The sequence below is a fragment of the Fannyhessea vaginae DSM 15829 genome (genome assembly GCF_000159235.2).
Taxonomy (GTDB): domain Bacteria; phylum Actinomycetota; class Coriobacteriia; order Coriobacteriales; family Atopobiaceae; genus Fannyhessea; species Fannyhessea vaginae.
In genome coordinates, this window is record NZ_ACGK02000001.1 from 143,438 (window position 1) to 162,570 (window position 19,133).

Consider the following 19,133-nt stretch of genomic DNA (forward strand, 5'->3'; position numbering starts at 1 on the left):
AAGAATGGGCGAACGGATAAACCGACACTGAAAACAACGCAGAGGATTGGGTATAACCGTACATATACATAGGCTTTTTTGCCGTGGTTTACCATCGGTACAACTTTCAAGGAGTTATTATGGCACAAGCTATTACTTCAGCTGATTTTGATTCTATCATCAGCTCATCAACTAAACCTGTTCTTATTGATTTTTGGGCAACATGGTGTGGTCCTTGTCGCGCTTTAGGTCCTAAAATCGAAGAAATCTCAGAGGAAATGGCTGATAAATTAGCTGTTTATAAATGCAACGTAGACGAAGAACCTGAGCTTGCTCAACAATTTCAGATTGTCTCAATTCCAACAGTTATTTTATTCAAAGACGGCAACGCTGTTCATTCTCTTGTAGGCAATATGCCTAAAGATGAACTTGTCAGCGAAATTGAAGCTCATCTTTAACAGAAATCTTGCGGACGCATAAACACCATACTCAGGTTTTATGCGTCCGTTTGCACTACATCTACGCTGGGTTCTATAGATTTTAATAGCAGTCTTACATCTGTAACGCACGTTTGTGATGTGAGCCAGCTAGTTATCCACAAACATCATCTAATGTTCAATTTTACTCAAAGAGGTTTTATGTCTAAAACCGCGCAACTCACGCTCTGCTCTTTACCTTCAAAACTTTTAGGTCTTGTTAAAAAGAACATCCTCATTGTCATAGGTTTTATTGCCACCATTGTTTTTTTAGCGCTTATGGTAGAAATCCTACAAGGCGATGTGATCGCTTTTGACAACGCTGCTTATGAGCTTATTGTTGTGCACATGAGAAGATCGTGGCTTACTCCTATTATGCAGTCTATATCCGAGCTTGCTCTTCCTGTAGTATTGGCAGTTATGCTTTTGGCGGTTGAGGCATTTGCTCCGGGTAAAAAACCAGGAGCCTGCGCGGCGTGTAACCTTGTGTTAGTTGTTATACTCAACCTTATTCTTAAAGAAATTGTGCACCGTCCGCGACCCGACGGTTTTCGTCTCATTAGTGAAACAGGTTATAGCTTCCCCTCTGGACACTCAATGATTGCTATGGCATTCTACGGCTTGCTTATTTGGATGGTTTGGAATTATGAGCGCGATAAGACCGTCAAATATACCTGTATGCTTGGCTTTACCCTATGCGTTATTGCAGTTGGTATAAGCCGTGTGTATTTAGGCGTGCACTATGCTTCCGATGTTCTTGCTGGCTTTTGTGTATCACTTGCGTGGCTTGCTGTCTACACAAGAGTGATTGCACCTCTTTTTATGCTCGAAAAAGACCTTGGAGAAAAAGCATCTCATCGCAAAAAACACTTACATCAGTAAATATCGAACATATGTTATATAGCTCGCCTGTCAATATGGTGTAAGTTAAAATCTTGATTGTTTACGCCGAGAGATGAATGATTTCGGCAGATTCCACTTTTTTGTCGCTACAGTATATACGGCCCATAGTTGGTCCTTCTTCACTACGTGGATATGTGGTGCTACCTGGATTCATAACCAAAGTGCCGGTTTTTTCGTCGTGAGCAATAAAAGGAATGTGGGTATGACCGCAAATTGCCACATCACAAGTTACAAGGTCAAGGCGCTCGCGATAATGGCAAACTTGCCACCGTAAACCACTTAAGAAAAAGTGGGTGAGATTCTTTACAAACGAGCCGTAGTCAAAACCATAATCGTTGTTTCCCTTGGCCATATAAAGCGGCGCTATATGCGACAACACGTCATAGTCAGAAAGAGAGCACATATCACCTGCATGAACAAGTGCATCTGCACCCTTAATTTCGGCAAGCAAAGCATCTGAGAGATGCCCATGGGTATCGGACATAATATCAATACGCATATCAGCCTCTTTTCAAAACACCACAAGTAAAGATAAAATGTAGGCCCTTCAACCAGCAGATACTCTACAAGCCTAAAGCCCTTTTGAGAGACACAACGCGGCGGCGTGATACGGGGATTTTTTTATCGGGAACGTCTTTGATGCCCAATTGCAAAATGCCTGCGGATACCGCCTCAATGTCTTCAACCTGTTCGAGATTAACAATATACCCACGATGAACTCTAAAAAAACCGTGATCGGCAAGCTTGGCTTCAAATTTTGCAAGTGAAACCGTAGATAAAAATCGTTCATCAAACGTGTAAATACACGAATAATCATCGCGCGCCTCGATGTACCGAATGTGCGAAATGGGAATGAGCACTTTTCTGCCGTTTTTTTCAACAGGAATTCTCTCAGGCGTAGCACGAGGCACGCCCACAGGCTGTAAGTGCTGTTCAACCTTATCAAGAGCACGGAGCAGCCTGTCCATTTCTACCGGTTTCATAAGGTAGTCAATAGCGTCTACATCAAAAGCTTCCAGGGCATATTCACTGTATGCAGTAACAAAAACAACAACGGGCGGATTATTCAGTTTGTGAAGCGCCTCAGCAAGCTGCATGCCCGACATCTTTGGCATTGAGATATCCAAAAATATAACATTGGTTGCTTGCTCGGCGCCCTCTTTGCTGCGCACAAGCGCCTCAACAGCGCTACGAGCACTTGATGCCTCTTCTATACGCGCTACACGACCGGTTTGTTCAAGCAAGTACTTAAGTTCCGAGCGCGCAGGAGCCTCGTCGTCCACAATCAATGCATTAATAACCTGCATGTTTCCTCCCTATAAGGAATACATCATTACATTTGTTGTCTTTAGGTATTCAGTATATCACCCCATGTATTATAGCAAGTAACCTAGGGTTGTGCCTTTAAGCATTATATCTATGTGAGATAGGTTCTTGATGTATAACAACTTGTGTATAAAAGGGTTTATACACAAGAGGGACGCGCTTCACGCGAAAGCCTAAGCGTAACACAGGTTCCTTCGCCAAGCTTGCTAACTATTTCAACACCTGACCCCGCACCATAAAAGCGTTCGATTCGTTCTGCAACATTGCGAAGTGCAATACCCGTTCCACGTGGATCATGTGCTATTGATGTTTTGGTTGATCGCAATAATCTATCGGCTGTTTCGGGATCCATACCCAAGCCATCATCACACACCGAAATAAGTACATCACAATCGTCTACTACTGCTAAAACATCAATATGCAGGGGTTCATCGTCTTTCATGGCATGACGAACAGCGTTTTCAACAATTGGCTGTACTATAAAACCCGGCACCAAAATGTCTGCACAATTAGGTGCTATACGTTCGTTTTCTATAATGCGATCTTCACCAAAGCGCGCTTTTTCTATCTGTAAATACCTGCGCGTTTGCTGCAATTCTTCCGAAAGCGGAATAAGTGTTTGAGAGCTTTCTAGCGTATGACGATAAAACGATGAAAAATCACGCAATAAAAGACGGGCTTTTTCTGGATTAGTCCGTGTAAAAGACGCAATGGTATTAAGTGTGTTAAATAAAAAATGAGGGTTTATTTGCGCTTGGAGTGCTTTTACCTCGGCGCGCGCCGTAAGCTCTGCCTGTCTATCCAGCTCATATGCAAGAAGTTGTGTAGACAACAATTCTGCCAAACCACATACGATAGTGATTTGAGTATGAGTAATATCTTGTTTTCGTGCGTAATACAATTTCAATGTACCAACGCTTTTATCAGAAACAATCAAGGGCGCTATGATTCCCGCAGGAAAAGGTACAAGTTTAGATGATTGAGGAGACGAAAAAGAAAATTCATCCTTCCATTCATCCTGGTCTCCCAACGTAAATGTTTGAACGCGTTTGCTTTCCAATACGTTTTTTACAGCAGTGCTTATCTTAGTGGCAACAGGAACGATACCCGCTTCGCTTCCCACGTACGCAAGCGTTGTGCGCGTGTCGGTCATAGCAATAGCGTTTGCCGCTGTTTCGGATAAAAGTAATTGGCATACCGCCATACAACCCTGTTCAGACAGACCATCGGCCATGTGAACAAGCGTTGCCGACGCAACTCGAAGCGTACGCTCGGTTGCTTGGAGGCGCTTGTCAACAGGTGATACAAGCTGTGCGGTACTCCATGCAACAACAATTGCCAGCATAACACCTGCAAACAAGGCGCTTAAAAGATTGGAATGAGCAACACCCCAAACAAGCAACAAGACCAATACAAGTGCAAATACAAAAAGCGAGCACATACGAAACGAAAAGCTAACATGTGAGCTTTGTTTGTGCATGTGCTACGCTCCTTACCTGTTGTAATTAATAGTGTTCGCACAAATAGATGTGCAATACTACATTGTACCGTTGATGTTCAATATAAAGAAAAACCCATATATATTACGGTATTTTTTAATTACTATGCCATAGAGTCTGTTTTTAGAAATTTACCTAACCCAGCCTTAACAAGCGCTTTATACAAAGGCAAGCCAATGATATACATCACAGCAGCTTCGCCAACACCTGTGGCAATAACGCCAAACACGTACATCGCAGCATAAGATGCGTCCAAAGAAATCTCTGTAAAAGGGATGGTATAAAAACCAATACCCGCAAGTATAAATGGAAGATATGCAGGAACAATAAAAGCATTTGCTACAACTGGTCCCAAAAGTGCCAGTAGAGGCTTTTTTCTAAAATGCCAGGTAAACCAAGCACCAATCAGCGTTGCAAGCGAGCCAAAAACAACGTCGAGCAATCCTAAAATACCAGTTGCTGAAAGCGAAATGTTAATAAGATTTGCCAAAACACAACCAACAGTTAAGCCTACAACTGCCTCGGGACAAAAAAGAGCCAGAACGCAAAGAGCTTCCGAGACTCTAAATTGAACAGGGCCCCAGGCAAATCCCGAAAAAACGCTTAAAACTACCAGCGTCATTGCTCCGTACAACGCCGCAACTGTTGCAATTTTTGCAGCTTGTTCTGCACTCATGCTTTTATGCAACACAGTCGCGTCTAAACGACCATCGCATGCAGGGGTTTTCCCAAAACCCTGTTCGTGTGCAGATGTAAGAGGTTCTGAATTATTTGTATTCATCACCACGACCTCCTAAATTTGGGTTTTATATGCGTTTTAACATTGTAACGGTTTTGACAGGCATATGAGGTCTTAAGTGATTAAATTTTCTGACAAGAATAAACGTGCTGACCGTGCATAATTTATACACATCTTCTTATAAATATTCGTAAAAACGTATAAACTTGAATGTATTGCTTTTAAAAGATTCCATTGTGTCAAAATATGAATTGAGCGTGAAACACATGGATATATAGTACCATTCATGCACATAGATGTTCTCATACAAGCAAGGAAAGAGAGAGGTATGGAGGCATTTCAAGACCGACTGAATAAAAAAGAGGTTGAGGCAGGTACGCGTATTGCCGACAAACGCGATCATCCAAGCTCAATAAAGTTTTTTCTGATTCTTAATATTGGGCTCATTATAAATGCAGTTGGTATTATGTGTTTTAAGGCGCCTAATCACTTTGCTATGGGCGGTACGTCGGGATTTTCTATTATCTTAGCATATCTATTCCCAAGCCTTCATTTAAGTGCATTTATTTGGGCCGTCAACATTCTCTTAGTTGTTCTAGGGCTTATCTTTTTAGATAAAAAAACAGTTGGTTGGTCGGTATATTCTTCTTTAGCCTTATCAGCTTATGTAACCATTCTTGAGTTTTTTGTACCAATGAGTCAGCCTCTTACTAACGACACCCTGCTTGAACTGGCGTTTGCCGTTATCCTGCCTGCAACAGGAAGTGCTATTGCGTTTAATATTGGTGCCTCAACAGGTGGAACCGATATTCTTGCTATGATTCTCAAAAAATATACTGCCGTAGAAATTGGCAAGGCACTCATGATTGTCGATGCTGTTATTGTTGCGATTTCTGCATATTTGTTTGGTCCGCGTATTGGTCTTTATTGCATTCTAGGACATATTGCCAAGGCTTTTGTGGTAGATACCGTAGTTGAAAGCGTAAGTATTAAAAAAGTCTGTACCATTATCAGCAAAAATCCCGACATGGTTCTTAATTTCTTGGTAACACAGCTCCATCGGACCGCCACGGTTAGAAAAGAATACGGTGGATTTTCAGGTAAACCAGAAATCGAACTGGTAAGCGTGCTCACCAGAAGAGAAGCAGCAAAGTTGCTTATCTTTTTGCGTAAAAATGATCCAGACGCTTTTACCACTATTGTTAATACCACCGAAATTATCGGTCATGGATTCAAGGGGTTTTGATCTAAGGGAAGCTTTAACAATTTCATGAGAATATGTTGGAGCTTCATATCCAAGCAAGTTATTGAGCGTTTTTTGAAGTGCTCTGTAGAAGCTTAAGATAGCTTTGTGCAAGCTGTTTAGTCAAGCTTGAAGAGTGGTCTTTGTCTACTACAACGCCATGCTCATCAGAAACTAAAAACACTTCAGATACTTCTGCTTGCTTACTCTGAACCTCATTAAGCAAGTTTTTATCCTTAATAACGCGTATGCCAAGGGTTTTAGCAAGATCGATCACCAATGCGGTAACGCCGTTAGGTTGCTCAATATCTTGTGCACACCATAAAAGGGTGTCTGCACGCAAAGCCCACAAGCTCTCGGGTGCAACATGCGTAATGTTAGCCTCATCTTGCGCGCTTTGGGCACGAGCACAAAAGGTGGATACATGAGGATGTGCAAGATTTGTATAGGGTCCCACACTCATAGCTGCTTGACCCTTTTCGTCTATAACAAGCATAAGAACACCATTGGGGTAGTGCTGCGATCCCGAGGCAAGAGTCCACTCTATATGCTGTTTTGCCCATGCAACAAGGCGCTTATCAACCTGCTTTCCATTAACCACACGGCGCGATAAAGCGCGTAATAGTCTGTTTTCTAAGGGAAGCTGCTGATTGTAAATCCTCCAGCGACAAATGCATGAGGGTTTTTCTAAGCTAAATTGAGTCATGATTGCCTCGAAACAACACCAATAACGCCTTATTCTAACTCTGTTATATATGTAAATGCGTTATAGGTACAAAGTCTTACAAATATGCATAAAGGAAAGACAAAAATAAACTGGCGGAGAGCTGGGGATTCGAACCCCAGATAGAGTTTGCACCCTATACTCGCTTAGCAGGCGAGCACCTTCGGCCACTCGGTCAGCTCTCCGTTTGCAATGGAAAATATTATCACATAATAACCAATATGTCATCAATACTTATAAGAATAATGAATCACCAAATAAAAATCATGGTTTTGTCCGTGCAAATACTTACTAACTTATGCATATACATGTGTATTTTAGAAAAAAATAAAAATTTTAAATTTTGTTGGCAATTCACGCTTGACAAGAGCGGGCGATAAGAGCATTATACTAAGAGTACACAACGCGGCGTTACCTCAGCTGGATAGAGGGTCTGACTACGAATCAGAACGTCATAGGTTCGAATCCTATACGCCGCACCATTTGATTTTTCACAGAGTCGTTTAGCGGCTCTTTTTTTTGTAGAAAAACTTCGGAGTATGTTATAACTTACGGGCTTGTTGCACGCACGTCTGTTACACATGTGTTTTATGAGTTTATATATAAATTTGCTTCTTCAATACCATGGCTTATGTACACAAGACACCCTCATCACAAAAATTATATAGAACACTTGTTTGCTTTTTTGAGAATCTGTCGTACAATAATACAAAACCACAACAAAAGAGGCTGTTATGATAACCCGAGGTATTCTTTATAAAAATTGCCAAAACGGCCGCAACGTGCGCGCATATCTGCAAAAACAGTCAGATGTATATGAAATTGTTGAATATATAGACGAATACGACACACTCAACCAGCACAAGAAAAGCACTCCCGCGGTCAAACAAAAGCTCACCAAGGTGCTCAAATTTCCTCAAAGTGCGCAGTCTCGCATTTATCTGGCCTTACAAAAAATATGGGCGCAACATTTAAAGGAGCAACCACAACACAGTAACTTTTTTACCCTTGAGCTTTTATCATCGTATAACGCGCATTCAGATTTATCCATGCTTTTAGAAACAATATTTGCTTTCAAAGTGCTTACTATAAAGTCGTTTGGTGCATTTCTCAATAATATAAATGTTGTTTGTTCGTATGCAGAAATAGACTCAAACATTATCACATATATACCCTCGCATGCTTAGAATGCGCTGTTGGCGTGCACAATCTAAAACTACACGAGGGTACAAAAATACTATTAATACACAAAAGCTTATGCAAGCTCGGCAAAATCACGCAACATCATAGCTTCTGCTGCTATGAGTTTTTTCAGCGAAGAAATCGACTGAGATTCATTGGGGGAATGCGCATTTGCCTGAGGGTCTTCAGGACCTGTTACCAAAACTTGATACTTGGGGAACATTTCACATAAATCAGGAATAAAAGGAATTGATCCGCCCTGACCTTGATTGATAGGCTGTGTTTCAAATGCGTCTTCCAATGCCTGTTCTGCTATTCTGCTCACTTCACTGTGCGCGTCCATTGCCCAACCACGACCCTTATCCACAGGTGTCCATGATACATGGCTGCCAAATGGAGCATTTTGCACCATGAACTCTCCGAGTGCTTTTTGTGCTTGTTCGGGGTCTTGCGATGGTGCTGTGCGCAGCGATAGTCTAAATTTGGTAGAAGGAGAAATTACATTAAACGACCCTTCTACAGGATGTGCATCAAAACCAATAACCGTAACAGCAGGCTTTACCCACAAACGAGAAGCGAGAGAGTCAGAGCCAGCCAGCTTGACACCAGACAACACACCACCGTCGACTCTAAATTGTGCCTCGTCAATATCTTGTTGCAAGCCGCCTACCACTTCTTGAGACTCCACACCAGGAACCACTAGATTGCCCTGGTCATCATACATGCGTGCAATAAGCATGGCAGCAAGTGTATGAGAGTCAAGAATTGGACCTCCAAATGCACCTGAATGACGCGGGCTGTCCATAACACGCAGTTCAACATCAATATTGGTGTTCCCACGCAAAGAAGTTGTAAGACTGGGGATTTCTGCTGACCAATTACCCGAGTCAGCAACAATCATAATATCCGCATCAAAAAATTCTGGATGATCTTTTACAAAGGGGATAAAACTATCGGACCCCATCTCTTCTTCACCCTCGATGAAGAAACGGATATTTACACCAAGTTTTTCACCCAAAATACTCAATGCGCCTAAATGAATTGCAATGCCCGAGCCGTCGTCAGAAGCGCCACGACCATACAAACGATCTCCTTTAATGGTCCCCTTAAAAGGATCGGTTTGCCAAACACCATCTTCATTAGGAGCAGGTTGAACGTCGTGATGTGCGTATAGAAGTACAGTTTTTGCAGATGGATCAACAATTTTAGAACCCACAACTTCCCACGCACCGGGAGTACCGTCAGCATTGCGCGATTGAATCACTTGAGCATCCACACCCACACGCGTAAGCTCGTGCGCCACAAATTCAGCGTCTTCCTTCATGTGAGGTGCGGTAATACCTTCAGCGGAAACTGCTTTTTTTTCGATTTTCCTCATAAGAAAATCAAGCGCGGTATCCAAATATTCACCCGCCTGTTGTGATATTTCCTGATTGGAAAGTGACATACTTCCTCCTTGCACAAAAATCGTTACGTACCATACTATTTATCAGTGTAGCTGATATCTTTGTAAAAGACCTCAAAAACTAAAGAATGTTACATGTTAATAATTTATAGATATCGTCGCTTTGCGCATAACCACTTATATATAGGTACAATAAACACAAGACACCCACGGTTAGCTCTTGTGAGACAGTTGGTTTATAGATGACTAAACACAAACACATATCAAGTTTTACCTACCAAAATTTAGATTTTGAAGGGCGTATGGAATACAGAAAACGCAAGAGAGCGTTGTCCAAAATAAGCAAGGTATTTCGGATTTTTGTCATATTTGCGGCTGTAGCGTTTGTAGGAGCTGTGTTATACACGCTCAACACAACAAAAACCATTCAAATTGAGCCCATTCTTACACCTCCTGGTACATCTAACGGCTACATAATTGATCCTTTAGCCACCGCACATCACGCAAGTGGTACATATCGCTCAAAATATAGATATGTCTACGATATAACGCACCGTAAAGAAGTTATTAACGACGACGCAGACGTGGCATGTGCACCTGCGTCACTGGTAAAGCTGATGACTATTTATACCGCACTACAGCACATACAGTCCTTAGACCAAGTAGCTCCCATAGACAAAGAAACATTTCAGCACTTGCTCGACGAAAACGCATCTATGGCAGGGTTTGTAGCCGATGAACAAACAACATATAAAGACCTTCTCTATGGAACGCTATTAAGGTCGGGAGGCGAATGTGCTACCAACTTAGCAATACATACAGCTGGCTCTGTAGACGCCTTTGTAAAAAAGATGAATGATAACGCGCATAAACTTGGATTAAGTGCAACTCATTACACCAATCCAACAGGTCTGGATGATCCAAATCAAATAAGTTGCGCAGCAGATGTTGTAAAAGTGTTCAACGCATGTTTGCAAGACAAAAGGTTCAAAGAGATCTTAACCGCTCAAGAATACACGTCTTCAAAAACAAACCAACACCCTAAAGGCATCACCATGAAAAACAACATTCTTTCTCATATAACACCTGAGGAACAAAATGGTTTTAAGATACTTGGTGGTAAATCTGGAACCACTGATAACGCAGGTTTATGCTGGGTAACACTTGTAACCAAAAATAATGTTGATTACATTGTCTGCGTTATGGGCGTTGCGTTTCAAGACATCAATGACCCTGGCCACGGACAAAAAGATGACACAATCCAGCTCATCAATGAGCTGCCGTAAGCAGACAAACATCACCAATGAGTGCTCACTCCGCGCACTGTCGTTAGGTTAGTTGCCAAGTAAAACAAAAGTGAGTCCTTAGCCAAATGAGCAACTAGTCAGATAAATTTACCTCACTTTTAAGCGCGCACACTGTTTCTGAACGTCCATAACCTTCGTAATAATTACAGGTGGACATCGTCATAACATGCTTTAACCGAGGAATGATCTGGTCTGCATCAGCACGACGCGTAACAGCTTTTTGTAAGCGTTGTTGTAGATAATCATGAAATTCTTGATCATTAGCGAACGAAAGCTTACGAACATCAAGATCTTCGGGTTGTGTGTAATACACAAATAGCGGTTCAAGCTCATACGCCTTTTTTTCAGTTACATACCAAATAGTTTTTGTTTTGTTAAATTTATCCTGATCATTGAGCAAAAAGAAGTGATAGAACATGGTGCCGTCTTTTAAGTGGTGGCCGTATAAAACTGTTTGATAATCCACAAGCCCAGGTTCTTTGTTATCACAGTCCATGAATACCTGTCCACCAATGGTCCATTTACCTTCGGCGTTATGCCTTAAATACCGCTCATTATCAGTTGTATGGTACACGGGGTAATTAACAGGAGTTCCTGGCATTTGCAGCCATCCAACAACTTCTGAGTTAATAGCCTTAAGACCAGCCCAATCAACTTCGGGAGCACCATTAGTTTCATCTCCATTGTTGTCGGTTTGAGCGTCAGGAATAGTTGCGTATTGCGCCAACTTGCTGTTAGTTTGACTTTGGTCATAATAACACCATTGTGTATAACCATAGTAAGCGCCACCTGCAAGCATAAGCAAAAAGCCAACAACAATCAAAATGGTTGACAAGTAATCTTTGAAGTTTTTCTTCTTGGTTTTATGCTTGGAAACAAGTGAGCTGTACGTATTTTGTTCTGGCCGATACGGCAGTGGTTTTTGAGGTAAATTATTTGATTTCATTTGTGCTTGAGGGCTATGTTTACCCATGTTGACCTCTATCTATAAAGCGCTTTTGCTTGTTATAACAAGCGTTGGATAATGACTTTGTGCGCGATGCGGCTTTTGACATTATACCCCAAGAGTATATGCGTTCATACTTCACACACGCACGCAAACACACGTTTTAGCTTATACTGATATACAGAAACAATAGTTGACATTCTTGTCATCATTTTTTAACACGTTATACAACTCATTTAAGGAGTGCTTAGTATGAAAATGCAATATCTAGAATCAGATTACGATGTATGTACCACCAAAATAGACAACAACGACTTTACAGCTATTTTCTCTCAAAAGTCTGGATATATTCCCCGTGTAGCAGCGGTACACGATTTATGTGGCTATGGAAAATGCTCATTAGGTGTTGCAATTCCTTTGTTGTCGGCAGCTGGATGCGATGTGTGCCCTGTTCCTACATCGCTGTTTTCAGCTCATACTAAGTATGAACATTTTTATATGCACGACACAACGTCGATGCTTGAGTCTTATCTAAATGCATGGGAAAAAGAAAAGGTTGAGGTAGATGCAATATATTCTGGATTTTTAGGCGACGCTGAACAGGTGAGGACTATACAAAGGCTCTACACTATGTTTCCTCACGCGCTACGCATTGTGGATCCCGTAATGGGCGACGGCGGTAAAAGCTACCCAACATACACCAAAGACCTCTGTTGTGCCATGAAAGAACTTGCGCGTGATGCCGATATTCTAACACCTAATCTTACTGAAGCCGCCATCTTAACAGACACAGAGTATGAAGGACAAAGCCCATCTCCTGAATATGTAAAACACATGCTTGAAGCTCTTGGATTATATCACGCGAAATACACGGTCTTAAAGGGTATCGAAACGGCTGATGGAAAGATTATTAACTTTGTAGCTAATAAGGACGCTCGCATTGTTAAAGTCTCTCAAGAAAAACTCAACGTAAGCCTACATGGAACGGGAGATTTATTTGCAAGCTGTATTTTAGCTTGTTGTATGAACGGAAAAGGTATCATCAGAGCCACCGAATTTGCAGGCAATTTCGTATGTAAAGCTATTGCCATCACTCAAAAACAGCCCGACTGGCAAATGCGCGGAGTAAGTTTTGAGTCTTTGCTTGGCGATGTAACACAACTGGTGTTATAGAGTAACAACATAACGAGCGTGCATGATAGTTTAATGTCATGCATATTTAATTGCGGATTCCGCATGCATATGCTTACCTAAAAGTTATCGCTTTACCAATTCAGCCGCTGTTCTTAAGCGTGTACATGCTTAAGAACAGCGGATTTATATATACAAACAATACGTGCTATGTAGTGCGCGTTCCGCGGTTTTAACGAGCGGATGCTACACTGTTTGAGTTATCAACTGCAACACTAGATCCTTCAGATGCATCTTTATCTGATTCTTGGGAACTGGAAGCAGAATTACTTGAGTCTTTTGTTGTAGCGGACGTATCTTTTTTGTTTTTCGTATCACCTGTAGAAGATTGAGGTGCACCCGTGTGATCTTCAGCTAATTTACCCGAAATCCCATTTTGAGAAGACTTGTCCTTGGTAGTATCAGTGATGTCTTGATCTACCGTTCCAAAAACCTGACCAATGATAGTACTTGGGGTAAATGAGGACGTGATATTGGTTCGTAATTTATCGGCAATTTCTTTGTCGACGCCTTTAATGGTGCAATGGAAACGAACTCCATTATCAGTTGTTGTTTTTGTCCAAATAAACGTCATAAGCGTTCGAGGTGCCCCTTGGGGAGGGAGTATACCAAACAGGTTAGAGTGTTGCAGTTTATTATCTTCGTTAAAGTACACCTGAACATGGTAAATTACGGTATTTATATTAGGATTGAGCAACGAATTAATAGAGAGGGCAGCTGCTTGAATTTGAGAACCAGCAAAGACTTCAAGCAAATCTTTAGAGGTTGTGTCGGTAACTGTAACCTCTATACGATGTGTGTTTTCGTCGGCTTCTTCAACAGAAAAACGCTCGGGGAATTGAGTAAATCCGTTACCCCATTCAACGCCTCCGCTCATAGCAGAACCAACCGCTTTAACCGACACCTCAGTTGCAAGATTTGCCGTGCTATTGCGTCTAATAACACCTATTGCAACCTGTGAAGCAATAACTAAAACAAAGAAAATAGCTACAAATGAAACAGCGGTTATTGCAATAACGCGTTCGATATTAGAGCCTGATGGGTCATCTGTCGATAAAGGGTCAACTGCAACAGCATTTCCAAACCGACGACGCCGAGCACGTTGCTTTTTTGCCGTTTCAGCGTTGGTATGACCTGTTTCATCTACCGTGGCAAATAGTATTTCAGCGTTCTTTGCATCCAAAGCATGACATTGAACGCGTGCGATTTCTCTTTTTTTTCTCATGAAAAATCTCCGTACTAAAACCGACAATACCTACTATTCAACAGAATTTTGCGAGGTTAAACGATGGGAAACAGCATCACAGATAAGAGCTCCCACCACTGTTTTTGCGTCCTCAATCCTACCATCTAATACAGTATTGATAAATTCGTGTAAAGGCACAAGTTCCGTGCGAACAAACTCATCCTGATCAGGATGAGGCGTTTCTTGTGTAAGACCAGTTGCCATATAGATACGTACTAATTCATCGGAAAAACCAACAGCAGAAGCTATTGTGGTAAGGAGTGCCATATTTTGTGCAACCATACCTGTTTCTTCAAGTAATTCCCTTTGTGCTGCTTCAAGAGGATCCTCGCCAAGTTCCAGTTTACCAGCGGGTATTTCCAGGGTAATTCTGTCAAGTGAAGGTCGGTATTGTCTTACCAAACAAATAGACCCACTATTGGTAAGCGCAACAACAGCTACAGCACCAGGATGCCTAACAATATCACGTTCGCCAATACTTCCATTGGGGAGTTTAACTTGCATTCTTGATACGTTAAAAATAAGTCCATTAAAAAGCGTTGACTCTTCAAGGGGATATTCAAGTAAGTCTGTATCACCAAGAGCTTGTTTTGAGGCGCGTGTAATGCTTGTTTTTTTACATTTATCAGCGGTAGAATCGCTTTTTTGTGTACGTTTTGGCATAATACTACCCCTCTTCTTTATAAGCGCCTCTCACCCTAAAATATGCTTTTGTAATGCATACGGTTTTATAATAGCGAAAATTAGCTTATACGATTGATTTATCATAACGAAACCACATGACATAAGCGGTTTTAGTGGTTAGCATATTATGCGGTGACCACACAATGAGGCGTAGATTTATAAATAGCTATTCCCCCGCGAGAAAAGATGAAAATTGCTGTGCAGTAATATATGCAGCCGGTGTATAACTTACGCCCACAGTACCTACGCCAAATAACTTGGTTGTAGAAGGATTGGTATTAACAATACCTGCTCCGTGAGATTCAAATTCATTGGTATCAAGTGGCTTTTCTAATGTGCTCAAGAGTCTCGGCGCACCAGAGCTGATTTCAACATAAGTTAAAGGACCAACCTGATGACTATACAAACTCATCTTGCGCACCAATCTACCTGCTAATATATGCAGTTGAGATGCACTACAAAGCTCATTTGGTAAACCTTCGTCACTCAAGGTAAACATACGACGCACGCCAAATGCACGTGCTTTAAGTGCTTGCGCGCCAAGAATAATGCTTCCATATGGTTTGGAAGACACTTTTGTTAAGTCGGCGGCTTGAGGAGGAAGAATCATCGCTATTTTAGTAGTGTTTGCGAGGGTTACTGCTTGTTTGCATGCTTGATCCACTTCTAAACCATTATCACGATCACGCACTAAAGCAGCTAAAACTAACGCTAGTTGGGCAGATATGCATTTTGTATCAATGGCATGCACGCATACACCAGAAACAGACTTAGCTGCAGCAACGCAGGCAGAATAAGAATCAAAAAGCTTTGTTGACGCATGAAGCGTTACAATGTCCTTATAACCCAAATCCCTGCACTCTTCAAAAGTACGAACATAATCTTTTATTGCAGGGGTTTTAATAACAAAGCGACCCTTCGTAGAAGAAAGATGCACATAGAAATCCAAGGGATCAAGGTCTATACACTCACGATAGTTGTGCCCTTTTGAACATACATAATAGGGAACGAGGTGAACTTGGGCAGAATTAAGCGCATGTAGTGGAATATCACATGCACTGTCACATACAATTGCAAACTTTTTTTGTTGTGTATCCGCCATGTTAACACCCCTCTCCCTATTACAGTGCAAGCGTATTTGTCCTATTTATTTCAGTGTAATAAATTGCATTCAATTATTGTTTAATTCCAATAACGATTAATGGTTTGTTCACGCTCTGGCCCAACCGTAATAATTGAAATACGAACACCTGCAAGCTTTTCCAAAAAGTCAATGTAAGCTTGAGCTTGTTTAGGCAAATCTTCAAAGCGGCGAATTCCAGTAATGTCACAGTTCCAACCAGGAAGCGTTTCATAGATAGGCTTTGCGTGCAGAAAACGACTCTGGAACTCGGGAACACTATCGTAGCGTTCTCCATCACAGTTATAAGCAACACATACCTTAATTTCATCCATGCAACTTAGCACGTCCAGCTTGGTTATAGCTAAATCAGTCAAACCATTTACGCGAACCGAGTGTTTAACAATGGGTGCATCATACCATCCACATCTACGTGCACGTCCAGTTGTTACACCAAATTCTGCACCTTGTTGACGAAGCTTTTCGCCCATCTCATCGGTTAACTCTGTTGGGAAAGGACCCGATCCAACACGTGTTAGATAAGCTTTTGCCACACCAATAATACGGTTGATCTTAGTAGGACCAACTCCAGAGCCAGTTACCGCACCGCCTGCAGTACAGTTGGAAGATGTAACAAAGGGATAGGTGCCATGGTCTATATCAAGCATGGTGGCTTGAGCACCTTCAAACAAAATACTTTTACCGTCATCAAGCACCCGATTGAGGTATAAAGAACTCTCAATGATATATGGTTTAAGCGTTTGGGCATAGTTAAGATACTGTACGCTTAAGGTTTTTTGATCATAGGGTTTTAAGCCGTACACGTCAGTTAAAATTGGGTTAATGTAGGCAAGCGCGGCCTCAAGCTTTTGATTGAACGTGTTGTCATCAAGCAAATCCTGTACGCGCAAACCAATACGATTCATTTTATCCATATAGGTTGGACCAACGCCACGCTTAGTAGTTCCTATAAGATTCTTACCAAGTTTTTGCTCATGTGCGCCGTCTAAGTCTTTGTGATACGGCATAACAAGGTGCGCGTTGCCAGAAATACGAAGGTTTTCGCATGAAACACCTTCTGATTCAAGCGTATTAATCTCTTGAATCACAACTTCAGGATCAACAATGCAACCGTTGCCGATGACAGAGATTGCGTCTTTGTACATGATTCCCGATGGGATCTGATGAAGTGCCAACTTTTTAGAACCCACCACAACAGTATGTCCCGCGTTTGCACCACCGGAATACCGGCATACAACATCAAAACCACCTGCAATAAGATCGGTAACTTTACCTTTTCCTTCATCGCCCCATTGAGCACCAACAAGAACTGAAGCAGGCATAAAATCCCCCTTCTTAGATTTATATAACTTCTTTAGTATTGCATTATTTGCACACAGGAAACAAGCGATAAAACAAAGTCTACGTACAACTTGTATATATCATACACCCGTCAAAACACGTGACAGATTGTACATAGCGCTTACTCCTCATGCGATTTATCAATTTCCAAAAACTTGGTTGTTCCCGGCAAGAATCTTAATGAAACAACGCCTACAGGACCAGACCTGTTCTTAGCAATGATGAGACTCGTTTCTCCCCTATCCGGCCTGTCTTGACGCTCCGCCTCTTCATCTGTCATAGAACGGTCAAGAAGAATAACAATGTCGGCATCTTGCTCAATTGAACCCGATTCGCGCAAGTCAGACAGCTGAGGTTTTTGATCTCGACGGCCCGTAACCTGACGATTGAGCTGAGACAGCGCAACTACAGGCACGTTAAGATTCTTTGCCATAATTTTGATACCACGCGACATCTCCGAAACTTCAGTAGCGCGTGAGTCTGCACGATAGCGCCCAGATGGTGGGGAAAGCAGCTGTAGATAGTCTATAATAACCACGCTGTTTTCCTTATTGTTAAGCATACGACGTGCTTTAGCACGAATTTCAGTAACAGTAGTTCCTGGTGTATCGTCAACCATAATATCAAGCTTAGAAAGATCTGCAGTTGCTGCCATAATAGGAGCCCATTGATTAGCCTGAATATTTCCGCCTCTAATAACCGACAGGTCAATTTTTGCCTGAGCGGACAAAAGACGCTGTGCGATTTCAATTTTACTCATCTCAAGAGAAAAGAAAGCAACAGACGCTCCTGAATTAGCCATATTAACTGCCAAATTGAGCGCAAACGATGTTTTACCAACACCAGGACGAGCGCCCACGACTATCATTTGACCTGGACGTAATCCTTGCAACCAGCGATCAACCGTGGGGTAATCGGTGTACACTCCTTGTGGCTTACCTTTTTCCTGCATGTCGCTTAAGTCGTTGTACAGGTCTGCCATAAGATCTGATAATTGCGAAAAGTTACTGGTAACTTCTTTATTGGTTACATCAAGCAACATATTTTCTGCTGAGTCAACCACTTCTTTGGTGTCTTCAGGCGCGCTAAACGCCAGCTTTTGTATATTGGCTGATGCATGAATAATGGCACGCAACGTAGCGTTTTTGCGCAGGATTTCAATATGATGTTCCCAAGACGTTAACGAAAACGTATTCTCGTTAAGTTCAAGAAGTGTTGAAGATCCACCTATTTTATCAAGTTGATTTTGGGTTTTAAGGTAATCCGCAACCGAGATCGGATCTGCCTGATGTCCTTGTTCTGCAAGTGCGCAAATTGCATTAAAGATCATTTTGTGGGACTGCAGATAAAAATCATCCACGCGCAAACGCATCAAGCATTCTTGCAGAACGTCATCAGATAACAGCATTGCAGAAAGAATTGATTTTTCTGCATCGCTATCCTGTGGCATGCGGACCTGCGTAGGATCAAGAGCACCTAAATTTTGAGATTGTTGCTCGTTTTGCGCGTAATTTTGAAATGTAGTTGTTGCAGACACAAAATTTCCTTTTTGTTGTCATTACATGGAATGGTTTGTAAGAGCGTTATTTAGTCTACAACAAAAAAGAATGAAGAAATTTGAAATCAAGTCTTTACTTTTAAACTTTGTCGGTATTATCAACTTTCATCTTCCAATGTTTACAATACTCAAGCGATTTCAATGTGTTTTATAAGTTTTCAACATTTTCAACATTTTAGACAACAAAGCTGAAAAACTGTTTAAAGTATGAAGAATTTATGATGCTTACAGCTTATAAATTTC

The 19,133-nt window shown here is 41.6% G+C and carries 18 protein-coding genes and 2 tRNA genes; 7 read left to right on the plus strand and 13 right to left on the minus strand.

Annotation, left to right across the window (positions count from 1 at the left end; genetic code table 11):
* The first annotated feature begins 119 nt into the window (after positions 1 to 119).
* On the plus strand, positions 120 to 437 hold the full coding sequence (trxA, locus tag HMPREF0091_RS00560; RefSeq protein WP_006302222.1) for a thioredoxin: 318 nt from the start codon (positions 120 to 122) through the stop codon (positions 435 to 437).
* A 180-nt stretch (positions 438 to 617) separates the two neighbouring features.
* On the plus strand, positions 618 to 1,337 hold the full coding sequence (locus HMPREF0091_RS00565; RefSeq protein ID WP_010241040.1) for a phosphatase PAP2 family protein: 720 nt from the start codon (positions 618 to 620) through the stop codon (positions 1,335 to 1,337).
* Between the two features lie 61 nt (positions 1,338 to 1,398).
* On the opposite strand, the gene HMPREF0091_RS00570 is transcribed toward HMPREF0091_RS00565, so the two are convergent.
* The 4 genes from HMPREF0091_RS00570 to HMPREF0091_RS00585 all read right to left on the minus strand — a co-directional run bounded on the left by HMPREF0091_RS00570 (position 1,399) and on the right by HMPREF0091_RS00585 (position 4,964).
* Positions 1,399 to 1,857, minus strand: a complete 459-nt coding sequence (locus HMPREF0091_RS00570) for a metallophosphoesterase family protein (protein WP_006302224.1) — start codon at positions 1,855 to 1,857, stop codon at positions 1,399 to 1,401.
* A 64-nt stretch (positions 1,858 to 1,921) separates the two neighbouring features.
* Positions 1,922 to 2,665, minus strand: coding sequence for a LytR/AlgR family response regulator transcription factor (locus HMPREF0091_RS00575; protein WP_006302225.1), 744 nt, complete (start codon positions 2,663 to 2,665; stop codon positions 1,922 to 1,924).
* A 158-nt stretch (positions 2,666 to 2,823) separates the two neighbouring features.
* Complete coding sequence (locus HMPREF0091_RS00580) at positions 2,824 to 4,164, minus strand: sensor histidine kinase (RefSeq protein WP_006302226.1); 1,341 nt, start codon at positions 4,162 to 4,164, stop codon at positions 2,824 to 2,826.
* Between the two features lie 122 nt (positions 4,165 to 4,286).
* Positions 4,287 to 4,964: a QueT transporter family protein gene (locus tag HMPREF0091_RS00585; RefSeq protein WP_006302227.1), complete on the minus strand. Its 678-nt coding sequence runs from the start codon at positions 4,962 to 4,964 to the stop codon at positions 4,287 to 4,289.
* Positions 4,965 to 5,250: 286 nt separating this feature from the next.
* Here HMPREF0091_RS00585 and HMPREF0091_RS00590 point away from each other — a divergent pair, with 286 nt between their 5' ends.
* Positions 5,251 to 6,168 carry a YitT family protein gene (locus HMPREF0091_RS00590; RefSeq protein ID WP_010241047.1) on the plus strand — a complete coding sequence of 306 codons (918 nt, stop codon included), beginning with the start codon at positions 5,251 to 5,253 and terminating at the stop codon, positions 6,166 to 6,168.
* Positions 6,169 to 6,226: 58 nt separating this feature from the next.
* Here HMPREF0091_RS00590 and HMPREF0091_RS00595 read toward each other — a convergent pair whose 3' ends face one another.
* Both HMPREF0091_RS00595 and HMPREF0091_RS00600 read right to left on the minus strand, forming a co-directional pair.
* On the minus strand, positions 6,227 to 6,871 hold the full coding sequence (locus HMPREF0091_RS00595; protein WP_006302229.1) for a hypothetical protein: 645 nt from the start codon (positions 6,869 to 6,871) through the stop codon (positions 6,227 to 6,229).
* Between the two features lie 111 nt (positions 6,872 to 6,982).
* Positions 6,983 to 7,074, minus strand: a tRNA-Ser gene (locus HMPREF0091_RS00600).
* Between the two features lie 220 nt (positions 7,075 to 7,294).
* Here HMPREF0091_RS00600 and HMPREF0091_RS00605 point away from each other — a divergent pair.
* Positions 7,295 to 7,371, plus strand: a tRNA-Arg gene (locus HMPREF0091_RS00605).
* 252 nt (positions 7,372 to 7,623) lie between these two features.
* Complete coding sequence (locus HMPREF0091_RS00610) at positions 7,624 to 8,076, plus strand: hypothetical protein (protein ID WP_006302230.1); 453 nt, start codon at positions 7,624 to 7,626, stop codon at positions 8,074 to 8,076.
* Between the two features lie 68 nt (positions 8,077 to 8,144).
* Here HMPREF0091_RS00610 and HMPREF0091_RS00615 read toward each other — a convergent pair whose 3' ends face one another.
* Positions 8,145 to 9,518 carry a dipeptidase gene (locus HMPREF0091_RS00615; protein WP_006302231.1) on the minus strand — a complete coding sequence of 458 codons (1,374 nt, stop codon included), beginning with the start codon at positions 9,516 to 9,518 and terminating at the stop codon, positions 8,145 to 8,147.
* Between the two features lie 200 nt (positions 9,519 to 9,718).
* On the opposite strand from HMPREF0091_RS00615, the gene HMPREF0091_RS00620 reads away from it, so the two are divergent.
* Complete coding sequence (locus HMPREF0091_RS00620) at positions 9,719 to 10,762, plus strand: D-alanyl-D-alanine carboxypeptidase family protein (protein WP_006302232.1); 1,044 nt, start codon at positions 9,719 to 9,721, stop codon at positions 10,760 to 10,762.
* Positions 10,763 to 10,856: 94 nt separating this feature from the next.
* Here the strand turns inward: HMPREF0091_RS00620 and HMPREF0091_RS00625 are convergent, their stop codons facing one another.
* A complete protein-coding gene (locus tag HMPREF0091_RS00625; RefSeq protein WP_006302233.1) occupies positions 10,857 to 11,756 on the minus strand; it encodes a class B sortase in 900 nt (299 codons plus the stop codon).
* A gap of 225 nt (positions 11,757 to 11,981) precedes the next feature.
* Here HMPREF0091_RS00625 and HMPREF0091_RS00630 point away from each other — a divergent pair, with 225 nt between their 5' ends.
* Positions 11,982 to 12,902: a pyridoxamine kinase gene (locus HMPREF0091_RS00630; RefSeq protein WP_006302234.1), complete on the plus strand. Its 921-nt coding sequence runs from the start codon at positions 11,982 to 11,984 to the stop codon at positions 12,900 to 12,902.
* Positions 12,903 to 13,092: 190 nt separating this feature from the next.
* On the opposite strand, the gene HMPREF0091_RS00635 is transcribed toward HMPREF0091_RS00630, so the two are convergent.
* From HMPREF0091_RS00635 to dnaB, 5 genes are all read right to left on the minus strand, one after another.
* Positions 13,093 to 14,145 (minus strand): hypothetical protein, encoded by a 1,053-nt coding sequence (locus tag HMPREF0091_RS00635; protein WP_006302235.1) that lies wholly within the window; start codon positions 14,143 to 14,145, stop codon positions 13,093 to 13,095.
* 33 nt (positions 14,146 to 14,178) lie between these two features.
* Positions 14,179 to 14,829 (minus strand): NUDIX domain-containing protein, encoded by a 651-nt coding sequence (locus HMPREF0091_RS00640; RefSeq protein ID WP_006302236.1) that lies wholly within the window; start codon positions 14,827 to 14,829, stop codon positions 14,179 to 14,181.
* Between the two features lie 187 nt (positions 14,830 to 15,016).
* Positions 15,017 to 15,952, minus strand: a complete 936-nt coding sequence (locus HMPREF0091_RS00645; RefSeq protein ID WP_006302237.1) for a DegV family protein — start codon at positions 15,950 to 15,952, stop codon at positions 15,017 to 15,019.
* Positions 15,953 to 16,032: 80 nt separating this feature from the next.
* Entirely contained in the window at positions 16,033 to 17,313 is a 1,281-nt protein-coding gene (locus tag HMPREF0091_RS00650) for an adenylosuccinate synthase (RefSeq protein WP_006302238.1), read from the minus strand.
* 140 nt (positions 17,314 to 17,453) lie between these two features.
* On the minus strand, positions 17,454 to 18,869 hold the full coding sequence (gene dnaB, locus HMPREF0091_RS00655) for a replicative DNA helicase (protein ID WP_006302239.1): 1,416 nt from the start codon (positions 18,867 to 18,869) through the stop codon (positions 17,454 to 17,456).
* Positions 18,870 to 19,133 lie beyond the last annotated feature (264 nt).

What these genes read in the sequence shown, in the direction of transcription:
- HMPREF0091_RS00630 (WP_006302234.1), top strand. Translation starts at nt 11,982, where the DNA reads ATGAAAATGCAATATCTAGAATCAGATTACGATGTATGTACCACCAAA.
- HMPREF0091_RS00635 (WP_006302235.1), bottom strand. Translation starts at nt 14,145, where the DNA reads ATGAGAAAAAAAAGAGAAATCGCACGCGTTCAATGTCATGCTTTGGAT.
- HMPREF0091_RS00580 (WP_006302226.1), bottom strand. Translation starts at nt 4,164, where the DNA reads ATGCACAAACAAAGCTCACATGTTAGCTTTTCGTTTCGTATGTGCTCG.
- HMPREF0091_RS00650 (WP_006302238.1), bottom strand. Translation starts at nt 17,313, where the DNA reads ATGCCTGCTTCAGTTCTTGTTGGTGCTCAATGGGGCGATGAAGGAAAA.
- HMPREF0091_RS00585 (WP_006302227.1), bottom strand. Translation starts at nt 4,964, where the DNA reads ATGAATACAAATAATTCAGAACCTCTTACATCTGCACACGAACAGGGT.
- trxA (WP_006302222.1), top strand. Translation starts at nt 120, where the DNA reads ATGGCACAAGCTATTACTTCAGCTGATTTTGATTCTATCATCAGCTCA.
- HMPREF0091_RS00575 (WP_006302225.1), bottom strand. Translation starts at nt 2,665, where the DNA reads ATGCAGGTTATTAATGCATTGATTGTGGACGACGAGGCTCCTGCGCGC.
- HMPREF0091_RS00570 (WP_006302224.1), bottom strand. Translation starts at nt 1,857, where the DNA reads ATGCGTATTGATATTATGTCCGATACCCATGGGCATCTCTCAGATGCT.
- HMPREF0091_RS00615 (WP_006302231.1), bottom strand. Translation starts at nt 9,518, where the DNA reads ATGTCACTTTCCAATCAGGAAATATCACAACAGGCGGGTGAATATTTG.
- HMPREF0091_RS00640 (WP_006302236.1), bottom strand. Translation starts at nt 14,829, where the DNA reads ATGCCAAAACGTACACAAAAAAGCGATTCTACCGCTGATAAATGTAAA.
- HMPREF0091_RS00595 (WP_006302229.1), bottom strand. Translation starts at nt 6,871, where the DNA reads ATGACTCAATTTAGCTTAGAAAAACCCTCATGCATTTGTCGCTGGAGG.
- HMPREF0091_RS00610 (WP_006302230.1), top strand. Translation starts at nt 7,624, where the DNA reads ATGATAACCCGAGGTATTCTTTATAAAAATTGCCAAAACGGCCGCAAC.
- HMPREF0091_RS00565 (WP_010241040.1), top strand. Translation starts at nt 618, where the DNA reads ATGTCTAAAACCGCGCAACTCACGCTCTGCTCTTTACCTTCAAAACTT.
- HMPREF0091_RS00645 (WP_006302237.1), bottom strand. Translation starts at nt 15,952, where the DNA reads ATGGCGGATACACAACAAAAAAAGTTTGCAATTGTATGTGACAGTGCA.
- HMPREF0091_RS00625 (WP_006302233.1), bottom strand. Translation starts at nt 11,756, where the DNA reads ATGGGTAAACATAGCCCTCAAGCACAAATGAAATCAAATAATTTACCT.
- HMPREF0091_RS00620 (WP_006302232.1), top strand. Translation starts at nt 9,719, where the DNA reads ATGACTAAACACAAACACATATCAAGTTTTACCTACCAAAATTTAGAT.
- HMPREF0091_RS00590 (WP_010241047.1), top strand. Translation starts at nt 5,251, where the DNA reads ATGGAGGCATTTCAAGACCGACTGAATAAAAAAGAGGTTGAGGCAGGT.